Genomic DNA, 15023 nt, shown 5'->3' on the forward strand with positions numbered 1-15023 from the left:
GTATTAACATAGAAAAGCGGAAGGCGCCGTTAAGCTCCGACAGGCATAAGACGGGTCGGCGGAGCGGCGCTCTTTGCCGCATAGCCGAAGCGCCTTATGACCCGAGGAGTTGGCGCCTGAAGCTGGATCACTAGAAAAGCGCAAGGCGCCGCTTAGCTCCGAAAAGCGCTGAAAGGCTTGACGTGAAAGGCGGGCTTTGCCTATTCGGCAAGACTGAAGCGACTCGAGGAGTTGGCGCCTGGAGCTAGATCTCTAGAAAAGCGGAAGGCGCCGTTAAGCTCCGACAGGCATAAGATATAAAATCGGTTTAACAAACAATGACGACTAATTCACGCAATTACATAAAACGCAAGGAAGATTAGATATTGAAGTAAATACCTAATCCACGCCTTATAACTATGTAATTGTAGTGAATCGTCAGTGTAGTATCATGTGCAAGTACCTAACATACTGAGGATACAATCAATCTAGTTGTGAAAAAATAGTCAATAAACAAATGCTCACCGCTAGATAAGCTTTTTGCTTTTTGCGCTTTGCGATTCATCTTTTGAATGGATGCAGGTAGATTCTTCAAAGTCGTGTCGACGTCTTCGGAGGTTAGTTTAGCGTATTCGTTGATTTCACTTTCAACCCACTCTTTATGAGTGTTAAAACACATATCTAAACTTTTCTCGACTTGAAATTCCTCAGGAAGTATATAGTCTTCAGACATCGACAGCTGTTCCAACAAGTTTCGAATTTCCTCGTTACTCATTTTTTTCCGCTTAGCTTTTAACACTGCAACCAAATCATTTTGCAACCATGACGGTACTTCGAGTTCTCTCATCAATTTCTCTACGTTAGCAATTGGATCGAATACTTTTGTTTCTATTACTTTCTTTTTTGAAAAGAATCTCATCGTTTTATCCCCCCTTTATTAATTATCCGCTGTTAAATTAACAATGCTTAAAAATCGGTACCTGACAGTAAACTCCTTCTTATCTTGAACGAGGAATTTGGCTTATAATCTTAAACTTAACTAATTGCACCAGTAATAGAACAGCTAGTTAGTAGTTACAAAGAAAATATAGTGTCTCGCTTAAATTGACAAATCAAACGATAAAAACTCAGGCAGTGCCTGTTCACGTTTGTCGAGCATAATCTGTTCAGGCTTGATGCCCTGCTCACGCAGTACTTTAATGTTCTGCACAAGGAATTCATCGCTACCGACAACATAGAAGAGTCCATTCTTGTCTGCAGCAAGAGTCTTCACTTCTTCATAGTAGTCTTTACGGTTATCAACGAACTGTGATGTGAAATTCTTGTCTGGCGCGGATTCAAAAATAGTAGTGAATAAGAAATCACTTGATGAGTCGATGTTGAGGGAATGGATTTGATTGACGTTGTCAGGACGTTCGAAGTAATCCAGTACAAGCGGTCTGAATGTTGCCAGGCCGACACCTGATGACAGCAGGTAAACATTTTTGTCTTCTCTTTTAAGCGGTACATTCGAATGAGTTTTAAATAGTGCAACTTCATTGCCGACCTCAAGATTTCTTAAAATCGTTTTAAACTCAGAGCACTTCTCTCTGATGCGTGTTGTGATACCGATTGAATTTTCGTGCGGCAAAGTGGAGATTGACATGTGACGAATCAGGCCGCGGTTTGGTTTATCTCCGGCATTAAAACCTTCCAGTGCGAAGTGGGTGTGGGAACCTTCTTCCCATGTAAAGTCTTTCGGACAGTCGAGTAGGTACGTCTTAACCTCAGGCGTTTCTTCAATAATCTTATTTATTTTAGTCCAGTATATTTGCATTATATATTCTCCTTACTCAATTATATTTGTCTGTTCCTAATCTAGTATACAATCAGTGATAACAATTCTCAATTAAGTGGTCCTTCTATATAATTGGGGTGCGTAATCTTAGTCCAGAATGGCTCTCTACTCGGGAGTGTCAATATTTATGCGTTAATTACAATCCAATCTTTTCATAGTGACTGTCACTTTTCATCATTTATATTCTCCCTTACTTATACCTACTTACTATTTCTTCTAGAAATTGAAACTGTCTGATTAGTGTCTGAAATGTGCAGTACACAGGCACATTTTCTTCACTTTTTCGTTCTATTTCCAACAGGATTTCAATAAATTAGAAGTAGATATAGAGGAGGAAACATCTTTGTTAAATAGCATTGAGGATCCGGCATTTAAGCAGGTATCCGGGGTAAGAAATACCTATATGAGACCAAGAATTGTTGCCTTCATCCCTGCACATAATGAAGAAAAATCGATTCGTGACTGTTTAGCTGGGTTAGGCGATCAAACGTTGCCTAAGGACGTGGATCTGGATGTAATTGTAATTGCTGATAACTGTACGGATCGGACTGAGGAAAAAGCGTTAGAAGCCGGAATAGAATTTAATTTAGAATTAAGGGTCCTTACTACGAAAAATAATAAACAACGAAAAGTTGGGGCTTTAAATGCAGCCTGGAAAAGTATTTATGGAGATCCTTTAGACCTGTATAATAAAAAGCAAACTATTTATGAAGAGTATTATAAGAACTCAATCAAAGCTGTTCTTGGAATGGATGCGGATAGTAGACTTGCGCCTGGTGCATTATCACAACTTTGGGAAGGATTAATGAGTTCTCGAAATATTGGCGGGGTAATGGCTAAGTACACCATGAGGATGCCAAAAAAGAAAAGCCTAATTTCAAAATCTGATCCCCATTACGAAGAAATGATTGCTAGCGGTGAATATGGGGGTCCCATTACACGCTGGTGGACTCATCAGCAAAAACAAGATATGGCAAGTTGGCTGTTGGAATTACAATATAGTGGTGGAAGCACCTATGTACTTGGAGGCCAGGCTACATTATTTCGGCCAGAGTCACTGCAAGATGTTGTCGATGAAAACAAGTTAGATGGCCCTTGGCAGGATGAAAGTGATGTAGAAGACATGCTACTAACATGGCAAATGCAAAAGCAATGGAAAACATTAATTAGCCCTACTGCACGTTGTTACGTGGATGCCATGAGAACATACCATACGTTCAGGCAACAACGGAACAAATGGCAATCCGGAACAGTTGAACTACTTACAAATAGTAATATCGGGGTCCGCTCAAAGCATAGGGGGAAAATATGGTTAGCACAAGTAAAAACATTTATGAATCTACTCATTCGTGCATTATTCGTCTCACTATTAATCCTTAGCATCGCGACAAACCAGTTTAATTGGTCCTGGATTTGGCTTACGCCAGTAGTTATAGCCTCATTATTAAATACGATTCTTGCCCTTAAGACGCCAATGCATAGAACCACAGATGTCATTTTTGCGGCTTTATTAATAAGTCCAGAAATCTATTTATGGGTTAATCTTATTACCTTTATAAATGTTTGGTTAGGAAAATTATCTGCAAATAAAAAAGATGGATGGGCCATTCAGTATAGTGCTGAAAGAGGGCAAACAAAAAGTAAGCTTACTGAAGGCATTATTGCAGTTATATTATTGATAGCACTTGGAACCTATTTTTGTATTGATCAAAGGAATTTTTTAACTAGTGAGCCTATACAAAATGCCGTTCTGCCTTATTTACAATCGGGCTGGATTGTACTAACCTACCTTACCATCATCACATCTTTAGCTATGGTGTACCAACTTTGGAAATTGAGAGGGCGCCATAAGGCTTAGTTATAAAAATTGACATTAGGGGAAATAGCGATGAAAATAAAAAAGGCCATTATACCTGCCGCAGGATTTGGCACCCGTTTTTTACCAGCTACGAAAGCACAGCCTAAGGAAATGCTACCCATTATTGATAAACCAACAATACAATACATTGTTGAAGAGGCCGTGGCATCTGGCATTGAAGAAATCATAATTGTTACAGGCAAAGGCAAACGTTCCATTGAAGACCATTTTGACTACGCTCCAGAGCTCGAGCAAAACTTATTAAAAAAAGGAAAAATAGACCTACTAAACAAAGTTCGGCATTCTGCAAACCTTGCTAACATTCACTATGTTCGTCAAAAAGAACCACTTGGCCTTGGGCATGCTGTATGGTGCGCAAGACATTTTATAGGTAATGAGCCATTCGCAGTGCTCCTAGGTGATGACATCGTTCGAAGTAAAACACCCTGTTTAAAACAACTGATGAATGTATTTGATGAAACAGGTTCATCCGTTGTCGGGGTTAAGCAAGTTCCCTGGAACGATACACAGCGTTACGGCATAATAGATCCGGGCTTACAACAGGACAGACGATACGAAGTCCGAAACCTGGTAGAAAAACCTAGTCCTGAAGCCGCTCCCTCAAACCTGGCAATCGTAGGCCGCTACATTCTAACGCCCGAAATTTTCACGTTCTTAAGTCAGCATGCGATTGGCGCAGAAGGAGAAATACAGTTAACCGATGCGATACAGCAATTAAACCAAATCCAAAACGTATATGCCTATGATTTTGAAGGGAAAAGATATGACGTTGGTGAAAAAGTCGGGTTTGTAAAAACGACTATCGATTTTGCTCTTTTTGATGAAGATATTAGAAGTGAACTAATCGCCTACATGAAAGAAGTTGTCACGGCTTTAGAAGGCCATTTGATAAAGGATTAAACGGGACTAAGGGGCAGGATAATCTATCCCCTGTTCCGTTTTTTTGCGTTGGTTGCTTGTGTATTGTACAACTAACACCCTATTGGGAATTGCATGGTGCGCAGACATTGGTTTTCGAATGGGGCCCATTACATTCAAAGGGATTACTACAACCCCTCTCCTATTTCGGATTGTATCATAAACACCTTTTTGTAAGTCAAGACTATGAAACTGTATTGTGTTTAGTGTTGTGAGTAGAGAAAAACCTGATAGATCAATGTTAAAGAGCACTGTTTAGCCTTGGAGAATTAACTTTATACCCCCATTGTGTGGGTGCCTACAAACAACAACTAACAATTCATCCAATCCTATGAAAGTACAAAAAAGAGTAGATATTTGTGTAGTGCAAAATAGAAGTACATAGTATTGCCCTACACACCACTGTCTGAGTGACTGTGGTCGCACCCTTATTACGGACAGATTGAAAATGAAAAAACCTCCAGCTACGTTCGGCCAGAGAACTCCTTTCATTCGCTATAGAAATTGTTTCATTAGTGTCTGAATTATGCGGTGCACTGGCATCGATTATTATGTTATCATCATTCCTCTAATGACTACGTCAAACAATTTTTTTTGCTCACATGCCAAGGAATAATTACCTTTACTAATACTCCAGTCGTACAATATTCCTCTCATTGCTTGCACCAGAACCGTCACCATTTCATTTGGTGTTAAATCTTGTCTCAGCTCATGTTTCTTAATTCCTTCTTCACATAAATTAAATAAGATTTCATATAACGGTCGGTCGGGATTCATAAAATAACTTGTACGCTCCGTATTCAATTCCTGTTCATAGATTGTTCTTACTACATCCCAACCTAGGTTTTGCTCAATATAAGTCATTTGCATGTAGATAAACTTTTTTAACTTATCAAACGAGTACATATTCCCTTCCATTTGTGGAATCAATTCATTTATATAATAATCATCAATTTCTTTGAATTTCTCAGCAAAAATATCGTGTTTACTTTTGAAATGGTTGTAGAAAGAACCCTTTGAAGTAGAGGTCTTTTCGATGATTTCATCCACAGTGACATTATTAAAGCCCTTTGTGTTAAAAAGCTCTAATGCTACTTTTGAGATTTTTTCTTTCGTCTGCAAAGCCTTTTGTTTTCGAGGATTCATCCCGTCTCTCCTATTCTGAATGTTTTAAATTAACTTGACAATTAGACTCCAGTCTGCGAAATTATATTCATAGACTAGAGTCTACTACAGTATTAATAATATGCACTCTTTTGTAAAGTCCTATGAAGAAAGTTCTTACAAATAAAGATTAAGAGGAGGAAATGGAATGTTAAGAAGGATCTCCCAACGCTTTAAAGTAGCTGTAGAAAATTATTTGCCGAACGCTTTTATCTTCGCTATTTTGCTAACCTTCATCACGCTTATCCTAGGCATTACTGTAACCCATCAGTCTTTGACTGAAATGACGACACATTGGTATGGCGGTTTTTGGAACTTTCTAGCCTTTACGATGCAGATGATTCTTATATTAATTACAGGGTATGCACTTGTGAAAGCGCCTCCAATCCAACGAATACTTATAAAGGCCGCATCAATTCCTAAAACACAAAAATCAGCGCTCATCCTCACAATCGTTGTGGCGGCAGCGGCAGGGTATTTGAGCTGGGGACTTGGATTAGTTCTTGGATCACTTTTTGCAATTGAAGTTGCGAAAAATGTGAAAACAGCAGACTTTCGAATCTTAATTGCTGCAGCTTATACAGGGACAATAGCCATTCTCCCTGCAAGTATTACAATTACTGCTCCATTACTCGTAAATACACCGGGGCATTCACTAGAAAGTAGTATTGGTCTCATACCACTATCAGAAACAATTTTCAGCCCCACCTTATTACTTACGGCATTTATAGGTCTGGCAGTCGTATTATTTGCTTACATCAAAATGATGCCAAAGCAAGATGAAGTTATTCCTTTTGAGGGCGATGTAGAAGTTTTCACAAATACGGTTCATAGCCCTTCGAAAACAGTTGCCGAAAAGTTAGATCACAGTAAAATCATCACGTACACGCTCGTTGCTCTGGGTGTTACTTGGCTTGTCCAATATGTCCTTATCAATGGATTCAACTTAGAACTAAATATCTTAAATTTCTTTTTTATCATACTGGGCCTAGCTTTACACGGAACACCAATCAGCTATATCAATGCAATAACAGAAGGTATGCCGTCTGCATCGGGTATACTAATCCAATTTCCTTTTTATGCAGGAATTATGGGGATGATGGTGGGATCAGGACTAATTAGTGTGATTTCAGAAGCTTTCGTTTCAATTTCTAATGAATATACGTTCCCTTTTCTGTCCTTCTTATCCGCAGCTATCGTCAATGTATTTGTACCTTCCGCAGGTGGTCAGTGGCAAATTCAAGGACCCATTATGATAGAAGCAGCAAGAGCTTTGAATGTTCCAATTGCCACCGCTATTAATACAGTGACAATTGGGGATGTGGTAACAAACTTACTTCAACCATTCTTTGTTTTACCTGCACTTGGTTTATCAGGCCTTGGTTTGAAAGATATCTGGGGGTACTGCATGGTGTCAATGGTTTTACTGATGATTGTTGCTGGAGTTATCGTTACCGTACTGCCCTTAATTATATAAGAACGAAAGGAGATCCACATTCATGCTTACACATGGAAATACAACCGTCTATACACTATTAAAAGAACAAGCATCAAAATATAAAAACAAATCATTCGTGTTATATGAGGATGAAAATATATCCTATGATGACATGCTAAAAAGGGTAAACCAAATGGCACAGTGGTTATTGAAAAAAGGAATTAAGAAAGAGGATACAGTTGCTGTTTTCCTTTCGAATTCACCGCTCTTCTACGAAGTTTGGTACGCATGCGGTGCAATTGGCGCAATATTACTGCCCATTAATACGGCCTCAACACCAACAGAATTAGATTATTTTTTAGAGCACTCCGAAAGCAAAGGATTAATCTATGAAGAGAATTTGTTGAATGAAAAACATATTACGATTACTGAAAACAGAAGCCTTTCTTTCACTCAAGTCTGGAACGACTCTTGGGAGTTTGAGAAGTCTATATTGCCACATGAGTCTTTGCAAATGGATGTAACCGCTAATGATACCGCATGTATTATGTACACATCGGGTACAACTGCAAAACCGAAAGGCGTTTTAATCACACATGAAAACTATCTATTTGCAGGTCATTCCTCTGTGCTTTACCAACAACTGACGTCTGATGATCGTTACTTAATTTTTTTACCTTTGTTTCACGCGAATTCACAGTACTATACTTCTATGGCTACTTTAGTTGTTGGTGGAACAATCGTACTACTAAAAAGATTCAGTTCCTCAACATTTTGGGATGCAATAGACAGATATCAACCGACCGTTTCCAGTCTAGTTGCAACTGTCATTAAAATTCTATTGGAATGTCCCGAACATCCAGCGGAACGAAGACATTCTATACGCCAAGCCGGTTATGGGTTATTGGTTACCAGTAGTGACTTGGCTTCATTTCAAACAAGGTTCGGCATCAAGCTGTTCCAATGGTATGGATTGACCGAGTCAATTACGACAAATATTGTAACCCCACTTTATGAAGAAATGCCAATTGACCCTGTAACAGGAATAACCGCTATCGGAAAAGCTGGAATGGGACAAGAAATTCGAATCATTAATGAGAGAGGAGAAGATGTACCACCAAAAGTAGTAGGAGAAATAATAATCAAAAGCCCGTCGCTTATGAAAGGCTACTTTAAAAATCCCACGGCAAGTATACAAACTCTGCAAAACGGCTGGCTCTATACAGGAGATAACGGATTTTATAATGAATCCGGTTTTATCTGGTTTGTAGATCGTAATAAGGACATGATAAAACGTGCTGGAGAAAATATTTCTTCCTTAGAAGTTGAAAATGTGCTGTCCGATCATCCAGCAGTCCAAGATTGCGCAGTTGTTGGGGAACCAGACCCACTGCGAGAAGAAGCGGTCGTCGCTTACATTAAATTATACGACGGGAAAAAAGCTGATAGCGATAGCTTGTTCAATTTTTGTAAAGAACGACTATCCATTTTCAAGATTCCAACTGAATTCCGATTCCTTAATGATTTTCCAAGAACATCTATAGGTAAAATTCAGAAAAATCTATTGCGTGAAAAGTGAACGCATCTGCGCTAGAAGGAAGGTATTTTAGAACCATTGGTAATGTGGTAACAATAGAGAATTGTAAAAATGGCTAAATAAAAGTCAACCATTATACTTATGGTTGACTTTTTTTCTCTTTATATTTGCACTAGACACCTATCTGCTTAAGTAGTACTTCACAAATGTTGATTGTTAATGAATCCTAAAAAAATTAGCAACACTCTTCTCATCAGCTGTCAGTACTGTCTGGATAGTATTCGAATTGCGCTGTGCACAGCATCTATTTTAAACAAAAATGCATACTAAGGACACCACGTGGCAAACTAAAATCATGGAGGTAAATAAAGTGAGCAACAGCTCGAATTATAAAAAATAAGCGCACCTTTTTTAAAATCGAATACACGGCTTACTTCATTTATTTTCTGTATTCCGCTTAGATCCTTAAAAAGTTTCTTCAGGTATTCGTAGAAATCCAAACCGTTACTTTTGGCGGTTACTGCGATACTCAAACAGACGGCTTTTGCTTTTCTTCAATACATCTTAAGGTGCTATGGAGAGCGCAATTATCTACAGTATCGTGAAGACAGCGAAAGAAAATGGATTGCATCCGTATTACTATCTTCCCCAGCTTTTCAAGACGCTATCCACTGTTTAGCCGACAGACGAAAATGCATTGGTCAACAACATTACGTGTATCATCTTTAATAAGTTATCAAAATGATACAACAAGCCCCCATCTATCGTAAGGTGGGGGCTATTTGACTAGTTGACGCTTACTTGCGACCTGTAGAACGAGGGAGCCCGCAATAAAGGCTAATTGCGCGGTGCACAGGCATCGATTAGTAAATTGATTCAACTAGACGGAGGAATAGAAGATGGGACGAATTGACAAAAAAAAAGAAGAAGAAATGGCCATTTATTGTTGGAGTTATTGGGGTTTTAATTTTCGCAGTTGTTATTTACGGTATTCTGGTTTTCAAAGGATTGACCGATACAGCGAAAGAGATACACGAACCGATTGAGCGCGAACTATCCAAAAAACGCGAAGAACCTGTTGCTTTTAAAAAGAAAGAACCGTTTTCCGTACTCGTACTTGGCGTTGATGAACGTGAAGGCGATAAAGGCCGTTCGGATACGATGATTGTTTTGACTGTGAATCCAGAATTAAAATCTACTAAGATGGTCAGTATTCCACGCGATAGCTATACGGAGATAATTGGAAAAGGTGTCCAAGATAAGATTAACCATGCCTACGCATTCGGGGGCATTGAGATGTCTATGGATAGCATTGAAGCCTTGCTCGACATTCCAATTGACTATGTGGTTCAAGTGAATATGGAGAGTTTTAAGGATATTGTTGACGCGGTCGGCGGTATTACAGTTACTAATCCACTCAACTTTAAAGTAGGTAGCCATACATTCCCCAAAGGTGAAATCACATTGGACGGCGAAGAAGCATTGTCTTTTGTACGAATGCGATATGAAGATCCACGCGGCGACTTTGGTCGACAGGACCGACAAAAGCAAGTCATACAAGCGGTTATGCGTAAAGGCGCTTCTTTGAACAGCCTATTGAATTACAAAGGCATCTTCGGCGCAATTGGCAAGAATGTCCGGACAAATATGACGTTTGACGAAATGACTGACGTGCAATCGAAATACCGTGACGCGTTCGGAAAAGTTGACCAGCTTTATATTAAAGAGGGTCTGGGTAAAAAGATGAACGGGGTATGGTATTACATGATGAACGAAAATGAATTGGATAGTATCAAAGTTGAATTGCAAGAGCATTTGGCGTTGTGATCGTGTCAGGACCTGCGCAAGGTTGTTTTTGGATAACTCACCACAATTATATATTTACGCAAGAGGGATTAGATAAGTAATTGATTATCTAATCCCTTTTCGGTTCTGTATACAATTGGGCGAATTAGTAGTTGTTTTATGTTGCACAGGCACACAAACAATTAATTGGTTGGCTTCTTTTGCAACATTATTCAATTTCAACGCATTGTCTGTATGATTTGTGGCAGAGTACCTGAAATTTATTTAAAACAAAAAAGAGTTCCGGTTAAGAACTCTCACTTTCCAATCTGCTGATTTTCGTTTCCAATTTATTGATTTCCATTTTCAATTCATTAACATTAGCATCCGTTAGATTTGAAGAGCCGTGCAGCATTATAATCATTCCACATAAATATTGTAGTATGTCTGCCCCAGTAAATACCGCAAATAGAATAATTACAAATCCGAAAAAACAAAATGCATTTCCTAATGCTTTCATAATTATCCCCCTTCAAATCTACTTATCCACCATTTTTAGATTTGAACTTCAATAGCATGTTGAGTCTATATGATTTAAGCGTATGGGGTAGTCTTTTGACCGGATCCTTTTGCCACATTCTTATACCACTACTTAACACTTGTAGTTAAACGATAAAATAGAGTGGGTTAATGTATGATTTGAGTCGTTCTACTATATGTATGCACTACTTAGTAAGGGGTACCTGCGCAACAAACAATTCACGTTATTGTATAAAACTACAAATAATAGTAGATATCGTAGTAAATTATCCGAATACCCCCCTGCAGGTACCTAAAATTCAAAAATACCCTATAAGAGGGACTTTTTCAAAGTGTCCATCTTATAGGGTACAGTTTATAATTGCTTGGCTAGAAGACTCACCTTTACGCGTACCTTATTTCAGCTCACTCAATAGCTCGCCTAGTTTTTTCACACTCGCCGTTTCATCCAACACAGTTGAATTCAACAACTCTATTTGTCTTTCTAGTGCGCCTTTTAATGTTTCAATCTCTTTGGAAACATCAGCATTTGCTTGTTCACTTTTGGCTTTCAAAGAATTAATCGTATCAAATAAGTCTTCGTGGCCGACGATTCTTCCTTCGCCCCACATTAGTTTTTCTTTAGGTGCTTTTAGGACGTAATCTGTAAAGTAATTGAATACTTCTTTATCGAAGGCATATGCGTACCAGTTGTTATCGACCCCGTATAAATACTCGTCCAACGGAGTAGCGATGTCCCCTTTGCTTAATGCTTCAATCGATAACGTTATATTCTCGATGTTGTTTTGTGCATGTTCGTGCGGGAAAATTTGCTCATCTTCCCATGTTAAACGTACAAATTGATCCTCCGCATACTTAAATGCAGCAAGTAATCCACTGTTCAACGCACGGCTATCCTCATACTTTTTCTGAGCAGTATCCGAATCCCCTTTTGACAGTGCAGCTAAATAATCTTCATTTACCTTCGCTACTTTTTCATTTACATCTTCAGTAATCGCAAGAACACGATCGATTTCTGCGATTAATTCGTCAGGTGATACAGCTGCTTCTTCAAATACAGATGCGTCAACTTTTTCTTTCAGCGCGTTCAAACGCATCGTGAAATCCAGTGGAACGACTGCAGTCGTATCGTAATGCATTGTCAGGAGTCCATATAGATTCAAGTGGAATTTCAATGCATGTGCATTGAAAGCATCTTCACTATCGAACTGGGAATGATAATGCGAGTGCATAAATTCGCTGTCCTGAAAGTCATTCCGAAGTGCAGGAACACCAGCGATTCCAAACGAAAAGTCATCCGACCACGTACGTAGTGGGGATACAACTGAAATTCCATCTTTATAGACTTCAGACAGCTGTGGTACATCTTTTGCAAACTCAGTCAAATAGCTGTTCAACTCATACACCGAACGAATCTCATCTTGCGTTGTATGTTCATATGCCGGTAACTCAAAGTTCATATTGGCAAATGCTTTTCCTACCCACTCAGGGTGGATGTTGAAGATTTGATTGTATGCCCCTGTTGACCAATCGTACCGGGAGTTCGAAACACCCCATTCTTCCGCCGCTAGCGCGTTAAAAATAATTGTTTTTTCAGGTTGATACCCACTGTCAATCAATCCTTTTGCAACACCCATCATAAGACCAATTGCCGCGTTGTCGTCTTGAAATCCAGCAAAGTACGAATCATAATGTCCCGATAAAATGATATAGGATTCTGGATCTTTCCCAATAATTTTACCGTAGTAATTATACGTTTTCCCATCCATTTTCACAGTCGATTTAGCATCGAACTTCACCGTTAGAGAATTTCCATTTGCTTGAAGTGCTTCTTTTAACCCAGTTGCATCCGTTTGCGACATCGAAAACGCTGGCGCATCATCCGGTCCACAAATATCTTGTGCATTTAACGCATCTGGGTCCACTTCGCCATAGCCAGCTTCTTGCACGGTAATGACAGCAGCTGCACCTTTTACATGTGCTTGATACGCCGGGTAATTTACCCACCATTCTTCACGCTGATTAATATCAACTAATACGAGTTTACCTTCGATATCCAGTCCTTCTAAATCAGCTGCAGTTCCCTTACCGGCGTAGACAACTTCAAGCTCTTTTACGCCTTCCGTGTCAAAATTCACTTGATAAGCACCGAGGACAGCTAGCTGTTCTTCCCCGTTAGTATCTGTAAATGTTAGATCCGCTTTTTCAAACTCCCATGTATCTACCTTGAACTCATCTTTTGTCACTTCGACAAGACCAATTTTCTTCATTTCTTCACCGATATGCTCACCGGTTTCTATTTCCGCAACCGATCCTGCAGTGCGGAATCCGAGCTTCTCATTCGTCTTAAATTGTTCCAAACTCTTTGCAAATTCAAAAGCATAGTCCACGTCAACTACAGAAAGGTAATTTTCTTTATCATCTAGTAAAGGAACCGTTTTTACATCCTCCACTTTGCCTTCCTTCACTTCAGTTGTCTCTTCCTTAGGTGTACATCCCGCTAATGATGTGCCGATAACCATCGACAAAACCAAGTAACTCATAAGCTTTTTCATATATATCAGTCCTATTCTACTTTTTCTCCAACTAGCTAATTAGACGATAAAAATGGACGATTAGCAATACCTATTTAATTATTGGTTGCCTGTGTACGGTACAATTCAGACCCAGCTTTGACTGTTTTTGAATTATGTGGTGCATAGGCGGTACTCACATGGGTGTATAATAATTCAAATGTGATTAGATATTACACTGAATGCCTAATCCGTGACTTATAAATATGTAATTGTAATGAATTACTAGAATAGTGCCACGAACAGCTACCTGACACTATGTAATTATTGCAATCCCGTATATAATCAAGACTATGAAGGATCCATTTCCTATGAGCTTGAATTTGAGCTACTGAGCAGACGAGTACACAAACGCAGCTAGAACATTACATGCGCATTATAGGAGGAACACGTGTGAGCGGAGTAATAATTGTTGCCATCGGCGGAAACGCGTTGGTTAAAGGAAATGGCTTTGATTCAATTCAGGATCAATATGAAGTAGTGGAAAAAACGGTTATTAATATTGCCGATATGGTGGAAGAAGGCTTTAAAGTTGTCGTTACACACGGAAATGGACCACAGGTAGGTTTCGGTCTTCGAAGGTCTGAAATTGCACGCGAACAAGAAGGAATGCCTTTAATCCCGCTCGTTAATTGTGTAGCGGATACACAAGGCGGGATTGGCTATCAAATTCAACAGGCATTAACAAATGAGTTTGCAAGAAGGGGTATTGATAAAAAAGTTGCTACTCTTCTAACTCGGGTTGAAGTAAGTTCAGATGATCCCAACTTTAAAAACCCAACAAAACCTGTGGGATCATTTTATACATTTGAACAATCTGAACGAATGAAGGCAACACATCCGGAATGGAAATTTATTGAGGACTCCGGAAGAGGATACCGGCGTGTGGTACCATCCCCTAAACCAATTAATATACTTGAAAAGGATGCGATTAAGTCCCTCATTGACTCTAATTTTGTCGTTATTGCAGTGGGTGGTGGTGGAATCCCTGTCGTACAGCGGGAAGATCATACATATGAAGGAATAGATGCAGTTATCGATAAAGACTTTGCGACAAGTCTTTTAGCGAAACAAATACACGCAGATACGTTAATTATTACAACAGGTGTATCGAAGGTTTGTATTAACTTTGGTAAAGCTAACCAAATAGAGCTGGAAAGTATTACAGTTTCACAGACGAAGCAATATGTACGTGAAAACCATTTTCCTGAAGGGACTATGCTCCCTAAAATTGAGGCCAGCTTAAGCTTTTTGGAGGAGAGCGGGATTAGAGTTATCATTACGAATACCGAAAGTTTAAAAGACGCAATCAATGAAAAGGCAGGGACACATATCATTAAATGAGTTATTTAAATCGTATACTCTTTCTTCAA

11 protein-coding genes are annotated in these 15023 nt (G+C 39.2%); 6 read left to right on the forward strand and 5 right to left on the reverse strand.

Annotated features, from left to right (window positions below; all coding sequences use genetic code 11):
• Positions 1 to 442: 442 nt before the first annotated feature.
• Positions 443 to 898 (reverse strand): hypothetical protein, encoded by a 456-nt coding sequence (locus I2483_RS17450; protein ID WP_207278391.1) that lies wholly within the window; start codon positions 896 to 898, stop codon positions 443 to 445.
• Between the two features lie 180 nt (positions 899 to 1078).
• Complete coding sequence (locus I2483_RS17455; RefSeq protein ID WP_207278392.1) at positions 1079 to 1795, reverse strand: ferredoxin reductase domain-containing protein; 717 nt, start codon at positions 1793 to 1795, stop codon at positions 1079 to 1081.
• A gap of 424 nt (positions 1796 to 2219) precedes the next feature.
• Between I2483_RS17455 and I2483_RS17460 the strand changes: the two genes are divergently transcribed.
• Together I2483_RS17460 and galU are read left to right on the forward strand one after the other, a co-directional pair.
• The gene (locus I2483_RS17460; RefSeq protein ID WP_207278408.1) at positions 2220 to 3674 is read left to right on the forward strand and encodes a glycosyltransferase family 2 protein; all 1455 of its coding nucleotides are present in this window, start codon (positions 2220 to 2222) and stop codon (positions 3672 to 3674) included.
• A gap of 30 nt (positions 3675 to 3704) precedes the next feature.
• Positions 3705 to 4595: a UTP--glucose-1-phosphate uridylyltransferase GalU gene (gene galU, locus I2483_RS17465; RefSeq protein ID WP_207278393.1), complete on the forward strand. Its 891-nt coding sequence runs from the start codon at positions 3705 to 3707 to the stop codon at positions 4593 to 4595.
• Positions 4596 to 5162: 567 nt separating this feature from the next.
• Here galU and I2483_RS17470 read toward each other — a convergent pair.
• On the reverse strand, positions 5163 to 5759 hold the full coding sequence (locus I2483_RS17470) for a TetR/AcrR family transcriptional regulator (protein WP_207278394.1): 597 nt from the start codon (positions 5757 to 5759) through the stop codon (positions 5163 to 5165).
• Between the two features lie 166 nt (positions 5760 to 5925).
• Here I2483_RS17470 and I2483_RS17475 point away from each other — a divergent pair, with 166 nt between their 5' ends.
• The 3 genes from I2483_RS17475 (at position 5926) to I2483_RS17485 (ending at position 10579) form a co-directional block, all read left to right on the forward strand.
• The gene (locus tag I2483_RS17475; RefSeq protein ID WP_207278395.1) at positions 5926 to 7254 is read left to right on the forward strand and encodes a short-chain fatty acid transporter; all 1329 of its coding nucleotides are present in this window, start codon (positions 5926 to 5928) and stop codon (positions 7252 to 7254) included.
• Between the two features lie 22 nt (positions 7255 to 7276).
• Entirely contained in the window at positions 7277 to 8794 is a 1518-nt protein-coding gene (locus tag I2483_RS17480; RefSeq protein ID WP_207278396.1) for a class I adenylate-forming enzyme family protein, read from the forward strand.
• Between the two features lie 867 nt (positions 8795 to 9661).
• The gene (locus I2483_RS17485; RefSeq protein WP_207278397.1) at positions 9662 to 10579 is read left to right on the forward strand and encodes an LCP family glycopolymer transferase; all 918 of its coding nucleotides are present in this window, start codon (positions 9662 to 9664) and stop codon (positions 10577 to 10579) included.
• Between the two features lie 265 nt (positions 10580 to 10844).
• On the opposite strand, the gene I2483_RS17490 is transcribed toward I2483_RS17485, so the two are convergent.
• Positions 10845 to 11057, reverse strand: a complete 213-nt coding sequence (locus I2483_RS17490) for a hypothetical protein (protein ID WP_207278398.1) — start codon at positions 11055 to 11057, stop codon at positions 10845 to 10847.
• A 415-nt stretch (positions 11058 to 11472) separates the two neighbouring features.
• Complete coding sequence (locus tag I2483_RS17495; RefSeq protein ID WP_207278399.1) at positions 11473 to 13632, reverse strand: M28 family peptidase; 2160 nt, start codon at positions 13630 to 13632, stop codon at positions 11473 to 11475.
• Between the two features lie 387 nt (positions 13633 to 14019).
• On the opposite strand from I2483_RS17495, the gene I2483_RS17500 reads away from it, so the two are divergent.
• Positions 14020 to 14994, forward strand: coding sequence for a carbamate kinase family protein (locus tag I2483_RS17500; protein ID WP_218625000.1), 975 nt, complete (start codon positions 14020 to 14022; stop codon positions 14992 to 14994).
• The last annotated feature ends 29 nt before the right edge of the window (positions 14995 to 15023 follow it).

The organism is Sporosarcina sp. E16_3 (assembly GCF_017347125.1).
In the GTDB taxonomy this organism is placed as follows: Bacteria; Bacillota; Bacilli; order Bacillales_A; family Planococcaceae; genus Sporosarcina.